General features: G+C 58.9%; 19 protein-coding genes. 15 read left to right on the forward strand and 4 right to left on the reverse strand.

What is annotated here, in order from left to right; genetic code table 11:
• Positions 1-30 precede the first annotated feature (30 nt).
• Both IPK32_19855 and IPK32_19860 read right to left on the reverse strand, forming a co-directional pair.
• A complete protein-coding gene (locus tag IPK32_19855; GenBank protein MBK8094152.1) occupies positions 31-1,104 on the reverse strand; it encodes a hypothetical protein in 1,074 nt (357 codons plus the stop codon).
• Positions 1,101-2,552, reverse strand: coding sequence for a hypothetical protein (locus IPK32_19860; protein ID MBK8094153.1), 1,452 nt, complete (start codon positions 2,550-2,552; stop codon positions 1,101-1,103). Before IPK32_19860 ends, IPK32_19855 begins: the two co-directional genes overlap by 4 nt.
• Before the next feature lie 124 nt (positions 2,553-2,676).
• Between IPK32_19860 and IPK32_19865 the strand changes: the two genes are divergently transcribed.
• From IPK32_19865 to IPK32_19900, 8 genes are all read left to right on the forward strand, one after another.
• Positions 2,677-2,934: a hypothetical protein gene (locus IPK32_19865; GenBank protein ID MBK8094154.1), complete on the forward strand. Its 258-nt coding sequence runs from the start codon at positions 2,677-2,679 to the stop codon at positions 2,932-2,934.
• Positions 2,927-3,607 (forward strand): hypothetical protein, encoded by a 681-nt coding sequence (locus IPK32_19870; GenBank protein ID MBK8094155.1) that lies wholly within the window; start codon positions 2,927-2,929, stop codon positions 3,605-3,607. Before IPK32_19865 ends, IPK32_19870 begins: the two co-directional genes overlap by 8 nt.
• 51 nt (positions 3,608-3,658) lie before the next feature.
• Positions 3,659-5,137, forward strand: coding sequence for a hypothetical protein (locus IPK32_19875; protein MBK8094156.1), 1,479 nt, complete (start codon positions 3,659-3,661; stop codon positions 5,135-5,137).
• Between the two features lie 169 nt (positions 5,138-5,306).
• Positions 5,307-6,521, forward strand: coding sequence for an acetylxylan esterase (locus tag IPK32_19880; GenBank protein ID MBK8094157.1), 1,215 nt, complete (start codon positions 5,307-5,309; stop codon positions 6,519-6,521).
• Positions 6,522-6,551: 30 nt separating this feature from the next.
• On the forward strand, positions 6,552-7,217 hold the full coding sequence (locus IPK32_19885; GenBank protein ID MBK8094158.1) for an SGNH/GDSL hydrolase family protein: 666 nt from the start codon (positions 6,552-6,554) through the stop codon (positions 7,215-7,217).
• A gap of 168 nt (positions 7,218-7,385) precedes the next feature.
• A complete protein-coding gene (locus IPK32_19890) occupies positions 7,386-8,513 on the forward strand; it encodes a hypothetical protein (GenBank protein ID MBK8094159.1) in 1,128 nt (375 codons plus the stop codon).
• Positions 8,510-9,796: a hypothetical protein gene (locus IPK32_19895; protein MBK8094160.1), complete on the forward strand. Its 1,287-nt coding sequence runs from the start codon at positions 8,510-8,512 to the stop codon at positions 9,794-9,796. Before IPK32_19890 ends, IPK32_19895 begins: the two co-directional genes overlap by 4 nt.
• 81 nt (positions 9,797-9,877) lie before the next feature.
• A complete protein-coding gene (locus IPK32_19900; GenBank protein ID MBK8094161.1) occupies positions 9,878-11,293 on the forward strand; it encodes a sulfatase in 1,416 nt (471 codons plus the stop codon).
• 34 nt (positions 11,294-11,327) lie between these two features.
• Here IPK32_19900 and IPK32_19905 read toward each other — a convergent pair whose 3' ends face one another.
• Positions 11,328-13,157, reverse strand: a complete 1,830-nt coding sequence (locus IPK32_19905) for an exo-alpha-sialidase (GenBank protein ID MBK8094162.1) — start codon at positions 13,155-13,157, stop codon at positions 11,328-11,330.
• 74 nt (positions 13,158-13,231) lie between these two features.
• Between IPK32_19905 and IPK32_19910 the strand changes: the two genes are divergently transcribed.
• The 7 genes from IPK32_19910 (at position 13,232) to IPK32_19940 (ending at position 20,002) form a co-directional block, all read left to right on the forward strand.
• On the forward strand, positions 13,232-13,672 hold the full coding sequence (locus IPK32_19910) for a nuclear transport factor 2 family protein (GenBank protein MBK8094163.1): 441 nt from the start codon (positions 13,232-13,234) through the stop codon (positions 13,670-13,672).
• Positions 13,673-13,737: 65 nt separating this feature from the next.
• Positions 13,738-15,177: a Gfo/Idh/MocA family oxidoreductase gene (locus IPK32_19915; protein ID MBK8094164.1), complete on the forward strand. Its 1,440-nt coding sequence runs from the start codon at positions 13,738-13,740 to the stop codon at positions 15,175-15,177.
• A gap of 105 nt (positions 15,178-15,282) precedes the next feature.
• Entirely contained in the window at positions 15,283-16,434 is a 1,152-nt protein-coding gene (locus IPK32_19920) for an exo-alpha-sialidase (protein MBK8094165.1), read from the forward strand.
• Positions 16,435-16,520: 86 nt separating this feature from the next.
• The gene (locus IPK32_19925) at positions 16,521-17,483 is read left to right on the forward strand and encodes an alpha/beta hydrolase (GenBank protein ID MBK8094166.1); all 963 of its coding nucleotides are present in this window, start codon (positions 16,521-16,523) and stop codon (positions 17,481-17,483) included.
• An 18-nt stretch (positions 17,484-17,501) separates the two neighbouring features.
• Entirely contained in the window at positions 17,502-19,193 is a 1,692-nt protein-coding gene (locus IPK32_19930; GenBank protein ID MBK8094167.1) for an SMP-30/gluconolactonase/LRE family protein, read from the forward strand.
• 57 nt (positions 19,194-19,250) lie between these two features.
• Positions 19,251-19,514: a UPF0175 family protein gene (locus IPK32_19935; protein ID MBK8094168.1), complete on the forward strand. Its 264-nt coding sequence runs from the start codon at positions 19,251-19,253 to the stop codon at positions 19,512-19,514.
• A complete protein-coding gene (locus IPK32_19940; GenBank protein ID MBK8094169.1) occupies positions 19,511-20,002 on the forward strand; it encodes a DUF3368 domain-containing protein in 492 nt (163 codons plus the stop codon). The genes IPK32_19935 and IPK32_19940 overlap by 4 nt, the downstream gene beginning before the upstream one ends.
• Before the next feature lie 63 nt (positions 20,003-20,065).
• Here the strand turns inward: IPK32_19940 and IPK32_19945 are convergent, their stop codons facing one another.
• A complete protein-coding gene (locus tag IPK32_19945; protein ID MBK8094170.1) occupies positions 20,066-20,341 on the reverse strand; it encodes a hypothetical protein in 276 nt (91 codons plus the stop codon).
• Positions 20,342-20,367 lie beyond the last annotated feature (26 nt).

Below are 20,367 nucleotides of genomic sequence, written 5' to 3' on the forward strand. Positions count from 1 at the left end.
CCATGACATCTTAGGGAAAAGTGACAGCAGCTACCTCCGCTCCGCCTTCAAATACGGCCTTAGCGCTTCAAAGCGAAAGTCGATCTCAGCGAGCTCATCGGTCGTGAGCGCGAGCTCGGAGAAGATGGGTTTGTCGGGGATGCTGCGATTCGGGCCGTATTGGCGTGAGATCATGTTTTTGAAGACGCCGCGCTTTTTCCACAGGTGTAGCTGGAAGCCACGCAGGTCGCCGCCGGGGAGGTGCTGGCCGAGATTGAAGAGAAGTATGAGCTTCGCGTGGATGTCGCGCACGGTGTCGGGGTCTTTGCCGCTGTCCATGAGCTGCCAGAGCTTCGCGAGCACATCCGCATACACGGCACGCTCGGTGATGAGCCCCTCGGTGCCGAGATGGGACTCGTAGAGCCACCCATGAGCACCACGCGCACTGAAGACGCGGCGAATGACCGGCTTCGCCGCGCACAGTTCCTTGGTGCGGGCGATGATCGGCGCGGCTTCTTCTTTGATGTAGCCGAAGTGCGGGAACTCCTTCGCCAGCTCGATCATGAGCTTCACGGACGGCACCGGACCTTTGTAAGCCACGCCGCCGGTCGTTTGGAAGATAACCGGACGCTTCGCCACCTTCGCGAGTTCACGCCAATACTGCCGCAGATCGTCCTCCGTGCGGCCCGAGTCCGGTGGACGCGAGATGATGGCAGTAGGCGCGAGCTTTTCGGCATGTCGCGCATACACGAGCATCTCCGCCGTGTCCTTGCCCTGCACGCCGAGGCACAGCGCCGATGTTTTGAAGCTGCGAGAAGCCTCCGCCAGCACCTCCATGCCGTGCAACTTTTCCTCCATCGTCAGCAGATCCACGCTGTCGCCCGATTGCGGCCAGATCATGCCGGGACAGCCGCCCCAATCGACAAACCGCGCCTCATTCGCCAGCACCTCAAAGTCCACCGCGCCCGTCTCCGTGAACGGCGTCGAGAGAATCGGAAACGGTCCGCGCACTCGCGGATCAGCATCTGCGGCTAGCAGTCGTTTTTCATTCATCAGCACGGCAGCGCCCGAGATCGCGGTGCCGAGGAGTTGTCGTCGGGTGATGTGATGGTTTGGCGATTTCATTTCGTGGTCTCGGTGTTTTTTGGTGCAGGCCACAGCTCGTTGAAGGCCTTCACGGTCTCATCCACCAGCACCTGGCCGCCTTCAGGGCCGACGCGGCTGCTTTGGATGATGGCGCTGTAGCTGCCTCCGGCCACGGCGCGAGGTGTCGGGAGATAGCCGCCGGAGCCGGTGAGCTGGATGAGAAAGGTCTGCACCGCCGGGCTGCGGGCCTTCATCTGCACGCCGTAGTCGGTGTAGAGCTCAAACTCATTCGTGGCGATGGCCACATCGCCGAGGCGCAGGGCATGCAGTTCCATTTGGAAGACACCGACAGTGCCAGCTTTCTCAGCATCGTAGCGATCCACCACACTTTGGTTCCAAAGATACTTCCACTGCTCCTTCGGATCGTCTTTGTATTGAGCGACAGCCTTCTGCGCATCGGCCAGCTCCTTCTCGGTGACCTTCCGCCAAGGTAGATCGATCTTCTTCGCGTGGTGCTGAAGCACCGCACCACTCACAGGCTCCAGTTTGGCCCCTTCATACGCCTCCTCCCAGCCACGCACGACACGACGGGCGACTTCCTCCAGCCGTGTGAGCCCACGCAGACGACGCATGCGCTCGTCCGCTGCTTTGCCATACATCGGCCGCGGCACCTGATCGCCACCGGCTCCGGTCCAGGCGAGAATGTGCAGGTCCTTGCCATGTCGTTCGCGCAACTGGCGGCGCACCGGGTCCCAGAAGTCGGCGTGGATCACTTTGAGGCCCTCGACCTCCTGCGAGGGGCACGGAACATTCACCGCCGTGGCAATGAGCGTGTCATTCATGTCCCAAAAGAACAGCACATCGAGATTGTGATCCTCATACCCTTCGATGCCGCGAAACTCCGGCACATTGGTGGCACCATACATCTTGGCCGTTCCATCCGCGTAAGTCGCACGACGATTCTGCGCGATCACCGCCTGTCCTTGGCCCCAGCCTGCTTTCGATGGCTTGCGGTTGCTCCAGCTCTGCACCATCGCCTCCACGATGCGCTCCACCATGAACTCGGTGTATTCCATCGGCATCATCACCTTCTTGCCGATCAAAGCGTAACGATCCCCCTTCATCGTCACCGGCGCGGTGTGCGTGTGCGTGGCATTGAGGACGAGCTTGTTCAGATCAAATCCGGGCAGCTTGTCCTTCGCCTTCTCGCGCACCAGGTCGATGAGCCCAGTGCGGATGCCCACGATGTCACAGGAGACCATGATGGCCTGATCCAGCACCTTGTCGCCCTCACGCGATTCCAAGGCCAGCGCGGTCGCATAGATCTGTGTCTCCGGCTTCTCCGAGATGCGCACATGCATCTGCCCATCCAGCGCCACCGGCCGATCAGGCGTGATGTCCACCGTAGCCGCCCCCACATGAAGCTCCGAGGCAGAAGCGATGGCGGCAGAGGAGACGATGAGCAGTGAGAGGACAAAGAAGCGCATGGGGGTAATACCCTGCGGCTTCGGGCTTTTTGTCGGGGTTTCTGTGCGGAGGCCCGAGGCGATCACCAATTTGGGCTGGTTTTTTGCTTTTCTTCGCCTTGGGTGATTCAGGCCGACCACCGCCATGAACTCACCTGCTGACCATCTTCCCTCTGAAAGTCCGCTGGCCCTGCATTTGCTCAGGGAGACGGAGGTATCCGACAGTGTGGTGGCTCCCTACCAGCTCGCGCGGATGGTGGCGCGTGTGCTGGTCAGCCGTCGCCTTCGGCAGCGGGCCAAGTGGTGTGCTTTGGCAAAAACGCTCGCCGCTCATGGCATGGTCGAGCCAAGGCTGGTGCGGCAGGCGATGAACTGGCTGGATCGGAGGAACCAGCATGTTTGAGACTCCGAATCCCCGGTGGAACACGCTCGCTGGCCGTGTGCTGGATGAGTTCTTTGCACAAGTCTCCAACCAGCTTCCCAACTACCGCTCACCGCTGACGGTTTTTGGCTCGGCTCCCATTCAGCTCTGTCTGGATGCCGAGTTTGCGAGCGCGGATGTCGATGTGATGGTCTTCACGGAGGTGCAGGCGCTGAGGAACCTGGCCCACACGCCCTCATCCGAACGCGGGCGCTATCATGTCCAGGTTTGCCCGCCGTCTCTTTTCATCCCATCACCGCACTACTTGCAGCGTGCGCGTGTGGAGACCCGGCATGGACTCCAGATCGTGATCCCTCATCTCATGGACATTCTTCTGGCCAAGCTCCACCGCTCGCGGGTGGAAGGGCAGTCTGGACTGGTGGCCAAAGACTTGCGTGCCTTCCGCAAGGTCCGTCAGATGCTCGACGGGAATCCCAGCGCGGAACAAATGGTGGCCGAACTCCAAAACTGTGAGGCCCACTTGCGCACTCCGCTCGATGGAACGCTGAATTCGTTCAAGTTGAACGTCCTCGACCTCTTCGAGCAGGTGTATGGCAGGACATTGAACATCACCGCAGAAATCGCCGTTCCGCAGCCACCACCCATCGAGATCGCTGAACTCGGGCTGGACCAGCTCGACCCGGTTCGTTTGTAGATGTGGGCGGTGCCGCACAGGCGAAGCAAGGCGCTCGATGTTCTGTAGCCCTTGGATCAACAACAAAGCCTCCTCGATTGCTCTGCCAGCTGGAATCGGTCAAAATCGGCTAAAGAATCGGCTAAATTGCAAACTCCTTCGATTCTGTCTCCAGTCAGCCCACATCCCCAAATGCCAACAACCTTCTTTTTATCTTTCGGAGTCGCTCCAAGCGACGAAGGCTTGGTTGATAGCAGAATCGTAGGTGGTCAGGCTCATTGCTGGGTTGTCGAAGACGACCCTATCTCGGCCTTGGTGAAAGCAACCTATCGGATTAAACAGAGTGGATGGGCTATCAAAGCACTCGAGACTGAGCCCATCCCAGTGCGTTTGGAAGACTTTCGTGAACGAGATCTGGGCGAAAAAGCTTTTCTTGAAGCTCAAGAGCACGGAATCGCTGTGTTTACAGTTGCACATACGCCAGCCGAGGACCTTCAAACGGCAGAGCCGATACGACAGAAACGACACAAGGAGTTTGATCTGCATGATTTCATTCGAGCACAACACGCTGCTCGGTCTCAAGGACGATGTTTATTTTACCAAACCACTGACAAGTGCAGTGAGGTTATCGACGCTCACTCTATTCAGAAGAACGGGGCTCTGTCGATGATCGCTCGTGACGGCTACGTATATTCGACCTCGTCCAAATTTTCCGATATAAAAAGAAGCAAGGGCAGGCTCACGCTGACTAAAACTCACATCAATGCCATGTCGGTCTTTCGGGGCCTATGTCACCACCATGACAGCCTCATCTTTCGTCCAATTGATTTGGAGAAACTAAAGCCCACTGACGAACAGGTGTTCCTTTACGCTTATCGATGCATTCTCAAAGAACGCTTCGCTAAAGAGTGTGTGGTCGAGACCCTCGATCAGCAGCTCAAGGTCTTTGGCGGGACAAGTGCTACTAGAGATCTTCTCGAAGGCTGCAAAGAGGGGAACCAACTGGGTCTTGCAGGACTGAAGAGCGAACAGGCAAACTACGATGTGTCATATCGACAGGGGAAATTCGACGACATCCGGTATGTCATGTTTGAAGAGTCGCAGCCTCCCACGGCTGTTTTTTCCGGTCAAATTTACCCTGACTGGGGCTTCAACGGGGAACCCATTCAGAATTTGGCGGACCGAGCGACACGTCGCGCCTTGTTAACTTTCTCGTTTGCCCCCACAGATGCGGGCTGGGCATTTCTTTTTGCATGGCATATAGCCAGTGACAATGTGTGCCGTCACTTTATTTCCACACTTCAATCTGCGATTAGAGGAGGTCAGAGTGTTGAAGATCTACTGTTCGGACTTGTGGTGAAAGGTTGTGAGAACACTGCATACTCGCCCGCTTGGTTTGATCAGCGGACAGCCGAAGAGGAATGCATGATGGAAGATGCAATGACGCATGGGGCTGACGTGCTGAAGGTCGTTGTACCAGACTACTTGATCTCTGGACAGATAGGTTTCCACGGATGGAGATTCGATTCTGTGCTGGACAACTTGCAGTAGGTCTCGTGTCCTGGAGCAGGATGCACTGCAACGATCAGCGCTTGTGCGAAGGCAAACTGCTCCAGTTTCTCAACCCAATTCGCCCATAGAACTAGGCCGTGCGGCCCGTAGAAACCCAGCGCACTCAACTTCGCCAAGCATCCATCATCCACACCAACCCTCGCTTTTGATGCATCCAACTCTTTCCCCGACATCCCGCAGCCGGCGTTCTTTTATCACGCAGTCAGGCACCGCGTTGCTGAGTGGCTTGTGGGGCCAGTCACTCCTCGGGGCGGAAACGCCGAAGGCATTGCCTGAGGGCTGGCATCTGCGGATGGGGAATGCGCAAACACCGGAGGAGGCCATCGCGGAGCTGGAGGCCTTCAAAAAGGCTACGCCGGATCTGGCGAGCTGGGAGAAGCGGAAGGCGGCGATCCGCCAGGGCATCCTCGAAGGGGCGCGGCTGGCGAATCCACCGGAGAAGCCGTCGCTTGATCCGGTCTTCACCAACAAGCGGACCTATGAAGGCTACACCGCAGAGAGCGTGCATATCCGAAGTTGGCACGGTTTCTATGTCACTGGCACGCTGTATCGGCCTCTCGATATGAAACCGCCGTATGCGGGCATCGTGTCCGCGCATGGGCATGGCGGTCGCTTCCTGCCGTCGCGGCAGACTCGCTGCGCGGTGCTGGCCCGAATGGGGGCGGTGGTTTTCCACTATGACATGGTGGGCTATGGCGACTCGAAAAAGGCGGGCTGGGACCATGGCAAAGTGCCGGAGATCCAGCGCTTGGTGATGTGGAACTGCATTCGCGCTCTCGATTTCGTTTCATCCATCGAAGGAGTCGATCCCAAGCGCATCGGCATGACCGGCAACTCCGGTGGTGCCACGCAGACCTTCCTCACCGCCGCTCTGGATGAACGCATCGCGGTGGCGGTGCCGAGCTGCCAGGTGTCCGCACATTTCTTTGGCGGCTGCCCGTGTGAAAGCGGAATGCCGATCCATTGGGGGCCGAACCACAAGACCAACAACGCCGAAATCGCCGCGATGACCGCGCCACGACCCCAGCTCATCCTTTCAAACGGAGCCGACTACACCAAGAACACACCGGACGTGGAGTTTCGCTACATCCAGCACATCTACAGCCTCTACGGAGCCACGGACAAGGTCGTGAACGCGCATTTCCCGCTGGAAGGCCACGACTATGGACCGAGCAAGCGTCTAGCGGCTTATCCTTTCTTCATCCGGCATCTCGGGCTCAACAGCCTGCGTGCCTGGGCCAAGGAAGAGCAGATTAATGAGACCTTTGCCAAGGTCGAAACCGAGGAAGAGATGCTCGTCTTCAATGCCAGCAACCCTTGGCCGAAAGATGCCGTGGCACCGAACACGCCGCTGCCGTTTTGAGGCATTTCTTTCCCATCATTCGATTCTCTTATGACCCGCCTACTTGTTCTCCTCCTTGCCTGTTTCGTTAGCCAAACGCTGGCTCAGACCAGTTTTAAGAAAGTCCTCTTCCTCGGCAACAGCATCACCAAGCATGGACCGAAGGCCGACATCGACTGGTCGGGAAACTGGGGCATGGCGGCGAGCGCGGAGGCGAAGGACTACGTGCATGTCTTCGCGAAAGCGCTCAGTGAGAGGCAGGGCTCCGCGACGGAGATTCTGGTGAAAAACATCGCCGACTTCGAGCGGGCGCATCAGGGCTATGATTTTGAGGCGAAGCTGAAAGAGGCCATCGACTTTCAGGCGGATCTCATCGTGCTCGCCATCGGCGAAAACGTGCCCGCCCTGAAGACGGCGGAGGAAAAGACGCAGCTCCAGGCCGATGTGACCACGCTGCTGAAATCTCTGCAAGGCAGCCGGAAGCCCGTGATCCTCATGCGCAGTTGCTTCTGGGCCAATGCGGCCAAGGACGAGGCGCTGCGCGGTGCCTGCGAGTCGGTGAGAGGCATCTTCTGCGACATCAGTGTCTTGAGCGCTGACAAAGGCCTCTACGGCAAAGCCGAGCGCGAGTTCAAGCACGCCGGTGTGGCCAATCACCCTGGCGACAAAGGCATGGCGGCCATTGCAGATGCTCTGATGAAGGCTTTGCAGCCCTAGCATGTGAGGGAATGGACCAGTTAGTTTAACAGAGACGCACACACTCCGATGAAATACTGGCTCATCATTTTTGCTTGGTCCTTTACCCTCTGCCACGCGCAGAATGCCACCACGCAGAACATCGAGCATGCCTGGGACATGGTATGGAGCCGTTTTTATCTGCCGCAGGTGCAGACCTTTGGTGATTACCTCAGCAGTTACGAGAAGGGCAAAGAGCAGGCGCATCTGCCGACGGCGGCGGAGGTGAAGCGGCAGTATCCGAACCCCTGCGGCTACAGCACGGGCATGGAAGACGGCGCGATCCTCGGTGGCGCCATGTTGAGCGTGTTGTGTGATCGCTTTGAGGTGACGAAGGATGCGTCGTTGCGCGAAAAGGCCGCAAACGTCTTCGCGGGGCTTCACCGCTGTGTCACTGTGCATGGCGTGAAGGGCTTTGTGGCGCGGAATGTGTGCCCGGAAGATGCTGCGAGCACCTACATCAATTCGTCTCGCGATCAGGTGACGCACTTCGTGCATGGGCTGTGGCAGTATTATCATAGCCCGCTGCCGGATGAGGCCACGAAGCAGCAAATCCGTGTCATTCTCGCTAATGTAGCCGAGCGCATGATCGAAACGGTAACGCCCGAAAACGATTTCGATTTTCTCCGCGCCGATGGCACGCGCTGTCCGCTGGGCATCTGTCGCATGTGGAATGTGCAGCCACATGAAGCCGCACGTCTGCCCATGATCTACGCCGCCGCGTGGGATGTGACGAAGAACGAGCGCTATCGCGTGCAATGGCGAAAGTATGCCGCCGAGGCCATCGCGCAGTCTGCGAACCCCGGCGAGAGCAAACCGGCCTATGCGCTGCTGCAGATGCAGTGCTCGCTGGAGCTTCTTCATGCCTTGGAGCCCGATTCAGCTCTCAAAGCGCAAATCCACACACACATGCTCCACGTCCGAGATCTGGCTGCGAAGCGCTTCACGAGCGTTTTGGCCCAAATCGCGAAAAGGAACCCTGAAGACATGCGCATGCTCGGTCCCGACTGGCGCACGGTGTCGGAGTGGAAGAACCAAAAAGGCTACCCCAACCCGCAGTGGGGCCCGTTTCGCGAGATCTGGCATCTCACTCGTGAAGCAGGCGAATCAGCACTCATTTTGATGATGATCGAATCGCCCAAACTCACTGCCGAACAAACCAACTCACTCCAAAACCTCATCCGCAGCTTCGATTACACGCACAACGCGAGTTGCGGCCTCGTTTACCATCTTGCCGCGTATTGGAAGGCACGTCGGCATCAGCTTTTCACCCCATGATTTCTTCACGCTCCCTTTTGATCACGCTCCTCTGCCTTGCACAGCTTCCCCAGGTGCTGGCCAGCGATGCGGCACCCTTCCACGCCACCGTGGCAGACGCCATCCAGCAGGCTCATGGTGAGCTGTGGGCGGATCGAGTGGACTCGCATGGCATCATTCGCGACTTCGTCGGCGATTTGCCCACGCCGGAGGATTGCTCGCTTGGGAAACCCAATGCCATCGGCTGGTGGAGCCCCATTGAGGATGGCCCCATGTTCACCGGCATCTACCTGCCCGCAGCCTGCGAGCGAGCACGCCGCAGCGGTGATGAAGCGGATCGTGCGAAGGCACGGCGACTGGCGCAGGGCCTCATCAAGTGCGCCTCCGTCTCCGACGTGCCTGGCTTCATCGCACGCGGCATCGGCACGGATGGACGCTGTCATTATCCACTCGGCTCAGATGACCAGACGCATCCCTGGTTCCTCGGACTTCACGCCTACTGCATGAGCGATATTCCCACCGCAGCAGAGCGCCGCGAGATCATCGCGAAGATGCGCGAGGTGGCCGATGTGCTGGAGACCACGGGCTGGCGCTGCCCAGCCGACGGTGCTTTCAAAGGCGGCTTCCGTGGCTCCTATCGCGGTCATCTGTTCCGCGATGCCGTGCGCTATCTGCATCTGCTCAAAGTCATGCACGAGGTGACTCAGGACAGCGTCTGGCAGGCTCGCTATGAAAAAGCCAGGGCCGAGCGGCCAACTGGCAGCGAGGAGACCCGTGTGCAGATTTGCGCCGAAGGCTACGCCCGCGACCATGAGGCCATCCCGCACATCGACGATCATCAGCAGTGGATCTACGTCGGCTCCCAGGCTGCGCTGGCCGCCCTAGTCGCCATGGAAAAAGACGACGCCATCCGCGCTCAATTCCGCAGCGGCCTCGATGCGAATGCTAAAGCCTCGCTCAAGGCACTCGAAGTCCACCGCGAGTTCGACAACAAGGACACCAAGGTCTTTGGCCACGCCGACTGGCGTTCCGTCTTCACCACCTGGTTCCCCCAGCCCACACAGGCCGAGGCTGAGCGCCTCTCACGCATCTCTGACAAGACCCGCCGAGGCGAGCGCAAGTCCTACGAGCAGCGCCTCATGCAAAACCCGCTCGCCGCTGCTGCCCTCGCCGCACTGGCTGGAGAAAGCGGAAATCGCGAGGCCATCGAGAGCACGTTTCTTCACTACGATTACTCCAAGGTCCACATGTCCACATTCTTCTTTGCCGAATGCGCCTGGTATGCGCTGCCGCTGGTGAAGTGAGCCACTCAACTAGACCAAGTCTATCTGATCATCAAAGTGGGGCTGAAACCGCTGCTCCACTTTTTCTTTCCAAACCTCATCATGAAACACCTCCTGCTTTTCCTCATCGCCTGCGCCTCGCCGCTCGTGGCGGCGCATAGACCGAACGTGCTCTTCATCATCTCGGACGATCTCACCTCCACGGCGCTTGGTTGTTATGGGAACAGGGTTTGTAAGACACCGAACATCGACCGTCTGGCTGCACGCGGGATGAGGTTCACGCGGGCGCATTGCCAGGGCACGTATTGTGGGCCTTCGCGGGCCTCGTTCCTCACAGGTTATTATCCTCATGCGACGGGCGTGCAGGGCTACAACAGCCCCCGTGCGAACATCGGCGATCGAGCGACCTGGCCCCAGCATTTCAAGAATGCGGGTTACTACTCTGCCCGCGTGAGCAAGATCTACCACATGGGTGTGCCCATCGGCATCGAGGAAGGCAGTGATGGTGCTGACGATCCTCTGTCCTGGACGGAGCGCTTCAACAGCCAAGGTCCGGAGTGGAAGGCAGCAGGCATCGGTGAGACTTTGGAAAGGAACGCTGATGGCAAAAAACCCGTCATGGGTGGCAATACCTTCGTCATCGTGGCTGCGGATGGTGATGACATGGTTCACTCGGATGGCAAGACCGCCACAAAAGCCTGTGAACTCATCGACAAGCACGCGCAGCAGCCGTTTTTCCTCGCTGTCGGATTCGTGAGACCACATGTGCCCTTCGTGGCTCCGAAGAAGTATTTTGATCTCTATCCCTGGGACCAGATGACCCTGCCGGAGAAGGTGGCGGGTGACTGGGACGACATCCCCAAGCCCGGCATCAACTACAAGACCAGCGTGAACATGCAGATGGATGTCACGCGACAGAAAAAGGCCGTCTCCGGCTACTACGCCAGCGTGAGCTACATGGATGCGCAAGTGGGCAAGGTGCTCGACGCTCTCGAAAAATCAGGTCAGGCCGATAACACGATCATCATCTTCACCAGCGACCACGGCTACCACCTCGGCGAGCATGACTTCTGGGCCAAGGTAAGCCTGCGTGACGAGTCCGTCCGCGTGCCACTCATCATCAGCGTCCCAGGCAAGAAGCCCGGCGTCAGCGACTCTCTCGTCGAGCTGCTCGATCTCTATCCCACCACGACCAGCCTCTGCGGCCTCGAAATCCCTGCACGACTACAAGGCAAGAACATCAGCGCCATTCTCGACGATCCGCAGGCGAAGGTCCACGAAACCGTCTTCAGTGTCGCTGGCACGAGCAAGGGCTACATGCTCCGCGATGATCGCTGGGTCTTCATTCAATACGACGAGGACGCCTCCAAGGGCATCGAACTTTTCGACATGAAAACCGATCCACGTCAGCTCACCAACCTAGCCTCATTCCCGGATCACGCCTCCCGCGTCGAAGAATGGAAAGCCAAAGTCACCGCCAAGCTCACCGCTGTGCGCACGAATGATCTGGGCAAGTGACGTGCATTTGGCCGTAGTTAGGCGAGCACGTCGCTCACTTCTTCTGCCAACGTGAGGTGATTGTCTCCACATACTCCTGCTGCCACTTGGCGACATCTTCTGCGGTGACGGCAGGAGCACTTGGATCACTGATTTGCGCCTTCACATGACGAAGGATGATCCCGTGCGGATCGGGTGTTTTCGCAGCGGAGCGAATGCGAACATAACTCACACCATTGAGCGTGCGTGCATGCAGCGGGAGTTTGGAGATGAGCTTCTCATCGAGGCGATACTCGCACTCGCCGCGTCCGAGGTCCCAGCGCAGAGAAAGCGTGTGCCAGGTGTCCGGTTGGGTGTTCTCAGGAGTCACACGAGCCTGAAACACCGCAGCGTCTTCGCCGAGTGTATTCGAGGGATCAAAGAAGCGATCGTTGAGCGAAATGGTCGCGCCTTGCGAGCCTGCGGGAAGGCGGATGCGGGCGGTGAGTTCACCGCGCCAGCCGTTGGGGAAGTTCCACAAAGCGGTGTCGGGCTCGCTGGGGGCATCGGAAGATGCTGCATGGCGAACATGCAGGCTGCGGGTGTCTTTTTCGCCGGGTGTTTCGATGAGTTCGCAGCCGATGCGACGCGCCCTCCACCAGCGCTTCGCGGGGCCGATGTGCTGATACACGCTCCACTGTGCGAGGCCGTCGTGGAAGTCGCACTCGGCACTGGTGGCGGTGATCCAATCGGGATCAACGAGGATGGGATTGCGTCCGCCTTTGCCCTGACCGGCGAGGACGACGATTTGACCTTCCTCGGTAAAAGCCGCGAGCGGATAGGCCGTGCCGCGATCACCGGAGGCATTGGGATTGTCATTGCGACGATGATCCAGATAGATTTCGATAAATCCCTGCCATGTGCGGCCTTCATCGGATGAGATAGCAATGTGCAGCGCATCGCGTCCGCCATACACACCCACGCCATCGTGCTTTGGCGGCAGTTCGCAGTTGTTCCAGGTCAACACGAGACGCCCATCGCGATGCCGCAGCAGGTTCGCAGGCCCGGTCGAGGTGCGGAAGCGTGATGGAGCAGCGGCGGACCAGGTGATGCCGTTGTCCTTGGAAATCGACTCATAAAGGCAACCTGCCTGCGTGCGCATCAGCATCCAGATCGAACCATCGCGCCGTTCCTCAAAACAAGGCTCGCAGGCTCCTTCGTTCGAGCCGTTGTAGCCTTCGTAGCAGGGCGAGGTGAGCTTTGAAGCACTGAGTTGCCAACTCGCGCCGCCATCGTCGGAGTACTCGATCACCGTCTCGTGGCGCCCGGTGGGCGGCACGGCCTTTCCAAAAGGACGATAGCTGCCATGCGGCACGAGCAGGCGACCGCTCGCGAGGCGCTGATACTCCATCTGCGAGCCATTGTAGCCACGCCAGGTGCGTATCGGCGCTGAAACCTCCATCGCATTTCCCTGCCGATACCACACATCCAAATAGAGCGGCAGCCCGATGCGTGCCGCGTCCTCTTTGCTGTGGCGTTCCGACTTCACCACAATACTGCGCACCGTGCCATCGGCGGCGAGCAAGGTCTGCGCATTGTTGAGGATGCCGCTTTCGATCAGTGGCTTCGATTTGGCGATGCTCTCAGGCAACGCAGGCCGCAGCGTGTGCTTCACGCCTTTCGCATCCGACAGGCTCAACGGCTCCGAGCTGGGTGCGTAGGGATTATAGAAGCAAAAACTGCCGTCCTCGCGGCGCATGATGGCATAACCCGACCGCGTGCCGCTCGGTGCCGTGGCATCGTGGCCGGCATCTTCGAGGAAAAGCATGTGTGGTGGCTCAGCAGCGTCGGAAAGACTACTGAAAAGGCACAACGCCAGCATGGCATGTAGAAGGTAGAGGGGCATGATTGGCATAGAGTCAGAAACGCGGCTGAATGTCGAGTCTGTGCCGGTCATCTGGGTCAAACCAACGCATCTCCATGAAAAATCTCCTCCTGATGTTCTTTGGCGGCTTATCCATCGTTACCATTGCCGCTGCTCCAACCGATATGAACCACGCCACCGCACTCTCCGCCTACGTCGAGGCTCTCAACACGCATTCGTGGGATCGAATCGCCCCGCATGTGGCGGAGGATGCCGTGTTCATTTTCACGGAGGATACCTTTGTCGGCAAAGCGGCGGCGAAGGGAGCATTCGAGAAGACTTTCAAGCTGATCGAAAACGAGGTATTCAGCCTTCACGACATCGTCTGGACGGTCGCCACCGAAGACGTGGCCGTCTGCCGCTATGAGTTCCGCTGGAAGGGCCTCATCAGTGGTCAGGAATCCTCCGGCGGCGGTCGTGGCACCACGATCCTGCGCAAAGTCGATGGCCACTGGCTCATCGCCCACGAGCATCTGGGGCCTTATCCTCGAAAGTGATGCCTATCTCACTGTGTTATCTCTTCTGGCCTCCAACTCAGATTTTCCCACTCGATTACTGAACCATGCAAACATCCGACATCCCCTCTTCGCCCTCCCGTCGTCATTTCGTCAAACAAGCCGCTGCAGCGAGCTTGAGTTTCAATTTCCTCCCTGCCTACCTCACTAGCGCTCGTGCGGCGGACAATCCGAAGCTGCCGCCGAGTCGGCGCATCAATCTGGGCTGCATCGGCATCGGTGGGCGTGCGGGCAGCGTCATTCCGGGACTCACGGCAGATGGCAAGGCTACTCCGGTGGCCTTCACGGATGTGGATTTCATCACGGCGAAGAGTTTGGAGAAGAATTTGAAGGCGTTTCCCGATGTGAAGCGCTTCCAGGATTTCCGCGAAATGCTCGATAAGATGGGCAAAGACATCGACGCGGTCAGCGTGGTGACGCCGGATCACACGCACTTCGTCGCGGCGATCAGCGCGATGGCGCTCGGCAAGCATGTGTATGTCGAGAAGCCGCTCACGCACACCTTTGAAGAGGCGGAGATCCTCATGCGGGCGGAGAAGAAGTTCAAAGTGGTCACGCAGATGGGCAACCAGGGCCACACCTCAGCGGGAGCGGAGCAGTTCAAGCAAATGCTCGCCGCAGGCATCGTGGATGACATCGTGAAGATCCAGGCATGGAAATCGCCCTCGCTGTGGTTCATGAATGCGGCGGAGCGTGCGCTGGTGAAAGGCTATCCGGCGAAAGAGCCAAAGCCCGAGTCGCTGAACTGGGATCTTTGGTGCGGGCCGCAAGAGGTGAAACCCTTCAGCAAGATGTATCACCCGTTTAACTGGCGCGGCTTCCATCTCTACGGCGGCGGCATGTTTGGCGACTGGGGTGCGCACATCATCGACTTTGCCCATCATCATCTGAAACTCGGCCTCCCCACGCGCATCACGCCGCTAGCGCTCGCCGATTACAACAAAATTAGCTACCCGCTCAGCTCGGACATCCGCTTCGAGTTCCCGGCTCGTGGCGAGAAACTACCTGCCGTGGAGCTTCACTGGAAAGCCGGTGGCGACATCAAATTCGACATCGAAGAGAAATACGGCGACCCAGGACCCGATGGCAAAGTGGTGATCCCGAACCCCGGCGGCGCTGGAACCCTGCTGCACCGTAAACAAGGCGATTACCTCGTGCAGCGCGGCTCGCATGATCGTCATTCACTCCTGTATCCTCGGGCGAAGATGGTGGAGAACAAAGACGCGATGGGACTGCATCCCCTGGAGCTCAATCACCAGGACAGCTTCGTCAATGCCTGCATGGGCGAAGGCACAACCGAATCGCCCTTCAGCATCTCAGGATCTCTCACGCAGGTGCTGAATCTCGGCACCATCGCCGAGTATTTGAATGTGGATCTCCAGTTCGATCCGCAGACCAAGCGCTTCATCGGCAACGACGAAGCCAATGCTCGCCTCGCCGGCCCCGCACCGCGTGCGGAGTGGGCGGATTGCTACAAGCTGGCGTAGTTTACCGATGTCTTAGCCGCCAAGGAACACAAGGAGCGCAAGGCTGGATCAACAACATTTTTGCAACCTCTGCGCTCTTTGGCGGCCAACCTATTGTCACACATCATGAATCACCTCAGTCTGCTCATCGCGTCCGCATCGTTCGCGTCTCTGTCAGCTCTCGCTCAAGATGGAGCCAAGCTCGATGCGGGCGATCCGAAAGTCATCGCATCCGTGGTTCCGACATGGAAGCCTGCTTCGGCTGAGAACCTCATCGTCTATAAGGAACCCGGTCGCTACGGCGGTTGGCCGGCGAATCAGGGGCTGTGGCAGTGGGGCGATGAGCTGGTCGTTGGTTTCACGGCCACCTATTACAAGGAGACAACGACCGATCATCGCATTGACCGCACGAAGCCGAGCCATCGCGTCCAGGCTCGTAGTCTCGATGGTGGGAAGACATGGAAGGTCGAGGCGGATCAACCTTACTCAGATCGGAAGAACGAGCCCGAGGCCGTGGCGCTGAAGAAGCCGCTCGACTTCACCTCGGCTGATTTTGCGATGATGTTTCGCTTCAAAGGCCTGCATGTCGGCCCGTCGTGGTTCTATACGACACAGGACCGCTGCAAGACCTGGCAAGGGCCGTTCAAGTTCGATGTTGAAGGTGTGGACGGCATCTCCACTCGCACCGATTTGATACCGCTCGGGCCGCGTGAGTGCCTCATGTTCGGTAGCTGCGGCAAGAAGTCGGACAACAAAGAAGGCCGCGTCTTTTGTGCTCGCACGACGGATGGAGGGCTGACATGGCAGCTCCAGGGCTACATCGGCGACGAGCCACCGAAGGGTGGTTTCGCCATCATGCCCAGCAGCGTGCGGACGAAGAGCGGTGCCTTGCTCACGACGCTGCGACGCGGCAAACCAGAATACAACATCGAGCTATGGCGCAGTGATGACCTCGGGAAGACGTGGTCCAAGGTCAGCGATGTAACTGGTAACATCGGCGGCAATCCACCCGCCACCGTTTTGCTCCCCGATGGCCGCCTCTGTGTGACCTACGGCCATCGCAGAAAGCCCACCGGCATCCGCGCACGCCTCAGCAGCGATGAGGGCAAGACGTGGACTCCCGAGATCGTCCTCCGCGACGACGGCTTCGATGGCGATCTGGGTTACCCGCGCACGCTTGTTCGGCCAGATGGTCGAGTGCTCACGGTTTACTACTTCAATGGCCCTCAAGGCTCCGACCGCGCAGTCGAAGCCACACTTTGGACCGCACCAAAATAGCTACGATTGGCAATCGAAGTCGAACTGCCTACGATCCACGACCCGCCACGCATCACCTCCAATCACGAACGCAATCACCTGCTCACATGAAAACGCTCATCCTTCTCGTCACCCTTTTGACGGTCACCGTCTTTGCTGAGCCGCCGCGCCCTGGCCAACTACCCGCAGGCATCAAACTAGAACGCGACATCGCCTACATCGAAAATGGCGACGAAGCGCAGAAGCTCGACATCTACCTGCCCGAGAAGCCCTCCGACAAGCCGCTGCCACTGATCGTCCACATCCACGGCGGCGGCTGGCGTGCGGGGAACAAATTCCCCTGCCCTGTGAGTGCGATGGTGCTCAAGGGCTATGCTGTGGCGAGTGTGGAGTATCGCTTCAGCCAAAAAGCCGTCTTCCCCGCACAGATCCAGGATTGCCAAGCCGCCATCCGATGGCTGCGTGCGCATGCGAAGGACTACAACTTCGACACCGAGCATCTCGGAGCCGTCGGCGGCTCCGCGGGCGGTCATCTCTCCGCGCTCGTCGGCACCTCCGGCGGCAAAAAGGCCTTTCCGACCATCGGCGGCTATTTTGATCAATCCGACCGCGTGCAAGCCGTCATCGACATCTATGGCCCCGCCGACTTCAGCACCGTCGTGCAACAAGCCGCTGAGGACAAAAACGTGAAGAACATCTTTGCCTTCAACACACCCAGTGATCCCTACTCCGGCCTCATCGGTGCCCAGCTAGACGACAAAGCGAAAGCCGATGCCGTGAGCCCCGTGCACTACGTCAGCAAAGACAATCCGCCCTTCCTCATCCTCCACGGCACGCACGACACGCTCGTGCCGTATGCGCAGAGCGTACAGCTTGAGGCAGCTCTCAAAGCCCAAAACATCCCTGTTTGGCTCCAAACCCTGCCCGGTGCCGGCCACGGTGGTCCCGCCTTCGGCAAACCTGCCGTCATCCAGCTCATGCAGGCCTTCTTCGACAAGCATCTCAAAAGCACCGACGTGGAAATCAAGCTCGTGCCCGAGTCAGAACTCGCCCTCCCCGCGTCGAAGTAATCTCCAGCAGCCCCTCTCATGCGCTTCTTCTCCCTTCTTGCGATCTCTGCGTTCTTTTGCGGCCATTCGTCCTTCGCGCAGGACATCAAACCCGGCCGCATCGAGACCTTCCAGTTCACGCAGAGCAAGATCTTCCCCGGCACCGTGCGTGAGATCACCGTCTTCATCCCGGCGCAATACGACGCCAGCAAGCCGGCCTGCGTTTATGTGAAGACCGATGGCTACAACCCACGTGAGAAGGCGAACCTCGAGCTCGCCATCGCCACGAAGGAGATGCCGGTGACGGTCGGCGTCTTCGTGCGGCCCGGCGAGGTGCCAGCACCGATGAAAGGCACCGCGCCTCGTCGCAATCGCGACTTTGAATACGACGGCATCAGCGAAAACAACGTCCGCTTCTTTGACGAGGAAGTGCTGCCTTTCGTCGCGAAGCAGTATCAGCTCAATCTCAGCACCAGCGGCAATGATCGCTGCATCGTCGGCGGAAGCAGTGGCGGCATCGCAGCCTTCACCGCCGCTTGGCACCACCCGGAGGCCTTCAGCCGCGTTTATGCCGCCAGCGGCAGTTGGGTGGCGTTTCGCGGCGGACATGAGTTTCCCACGATGGTGCGAAAATTCGAGGCACGGCCCATACGCTCGTATCTCACCACCGCCACGCACGACATGGAAAACGCGGCAGGCGACTGGTTCCTCGTCGATCAGGAGATGGACAAAGCACTCAAGTTTTCCGGCTACGACTACCAGTTCCGCACCATCGACGGCAAGCACGTCGCCGGTTACGCGGAGCACTGGATGGAGGCGATGGCCTTCATTTGGAAAAACTGGCCCGAGAAGGTCAAAGCAGGCCCCAGTGCCCCGCGAGCCCAAGAAATCCTCCTCCCCGGCGAAGACTGGAAACTCGTCGCCGAGGGCTTCAAAAGCACTCGCGGAGCCTCCACCGCCGCGAATGGCGAAGTTTTCTTCGCCGACACATCCGCCGACAAAATCCATCGCATCGGCCTCAACGATGAAGTCAGCGTTTTCGCCGAAAAAACCGGCAATGCGCATTGCGTCAGCGTTGGAGCCGATGGATCGCTTTACACCATCTCCGAGAAATCCGGCCAACTCCTGCGCTACGACACCTCGGGCAAGTCCAGCGTCGTTTTGGACGGCATCCTCGGCCACAGCATCCTCGCGCATCCGAATGGCAGCCTCTACGTCACCGACAACGACGCGAAGAAGCCCAACAACGGCGGCAGCGTGTGGCTCATCAAGGACGGCAAAAAGAAGCAAGTCGATGCCGGCATCAAATTCGCCACCGGCCTCGCTTTCCGTCCCGACCAATGGCTCCTCAGCGTCGCCGAAGGCCACTCAAAATGGGCCTACAGCTATCAAATTGCCGACGACGGCTCGCTCATCAACAAAGAGCGCTTCTTCCACCTTCACGTCCAAGATTGGGATGACGACGCCGGCCCCGAATGCCTCTGCTACTCGCAGGAAGGCCGTCAATTCATCGCAACCAAGAGCGGCATCCAAATCAGCGCCGACGACGGCCCCACACAGGTCATCCTCACCGTCCCTGATCGCGGCCGCGTCACCGCCGTCGCCATCGGCGGCAAGGACAAAGACACGCTCTACGCCTTCTGCGGAAACAAGATTTGGAAACGCAAGATCCAACAGCATGCGCTCGGTGCATGGAGCCCGTGGACGAAGGTGGTGCCGAACAAGCTGTAGGTTCGACCGCCTAAACCACCTGCTTGCGGAGCCGGAATGAAAAAGTATGCTGGCCCCATGACACTCGTTCTCGAACTCCCGGATGCTTGGAAGCGTTTGCTTGGCCTCGACACAGCCGATGCGCCCGAACGCGCCCGTGAGATGCTGATCACGGAAAGCTACCGCGAAGGCAGGCTCTCTCGTGGCCAGGCCGCTGAGATGCTCGGACTGGGTTTTCACGAGGCCGAGGCCTTCTTCAAGCGACACGGTGCCGAGCAACAGCCGAGCTGGGAAGAACTGGAGGCCAGTGCTGAAAAACTCCGCGTGGCGCTCCAGTCATGAGCGCCCCAAGCGTCGTCGTGGCGGATACCACACCGCTGAATTACCTCGTTCTCATCGACCAAGTTGAGGTTCTTCATCAGTTGTTTGGCGAGGTGATGATCCCAGAAGCGGTGCTCACGGAGCTTTACCATCCCAAAGCGCCCGCCGCTGTCACAGGTTGGCTGCAAAAGCTGCCTCACTGGCTCCACGTCGTGAAAGTCTCTCAGGTGGACGGCACCATTCAGCTCGGCCACGGCGAAACCGAGGCCATCAGCCTCGCCATCGAAAAAGCTGTCTCCATTGTACTCATGGACGAGCGCCGAGGCCGCGCTGCAGCGGAGGCCCGCGGCTTGCTCCCCATCGGCACCTTGAATATCCTCGACCTCGCGGACGAACGCGGCCTCCTCGATGGTGTCACCTCGCTCTACGACCTCAAGCAAACCACCTTCCGCGCTGACGAAGAGCTGCTGGATCGCTTTGAAGCGCGGATGCTGGCTCGAAAAGCATGATAGCCGGGCCATCGCTGTCGCCTCCGGGGTTGCCAAGATTTTGGAGCCCTGAAAGTCAGAGCCTCAGCAAAACTGCTTCTTCACCACACTCTGGATTTCTGGCGAGGCGGGAAGTTGGTTCTGGTAGAAGGTGTAGGAGTTGATGGCGGTGAGAAAACCGTCGTTTTTCGTCGCGGAGCCTACCCAGGCGTCAGACGGCAGTTTTCCGACGCTTCGTTTTACGAAGTCCGCGTGTGATAAGCTCACATTTGGCGTGAAGTGGATCACCTTGCCGTTCTGCACGATGATGAGCACGTAGTAGCCATCTTGGATGTCATACTTTTCGGCGGGTCGCTTCATAAAAGAGGCTTCAAGCTGAAGGATCG

This window comes from Verrucomicrobiaceae bacterium (genome assembly GCA_016713035.1).
GTDB lineage: Bacteria > Verrucomicrobiota > Verrucomicrobiia > Verrucomicrobiales > Verrucomicrobiaceae > Prosthecobacter.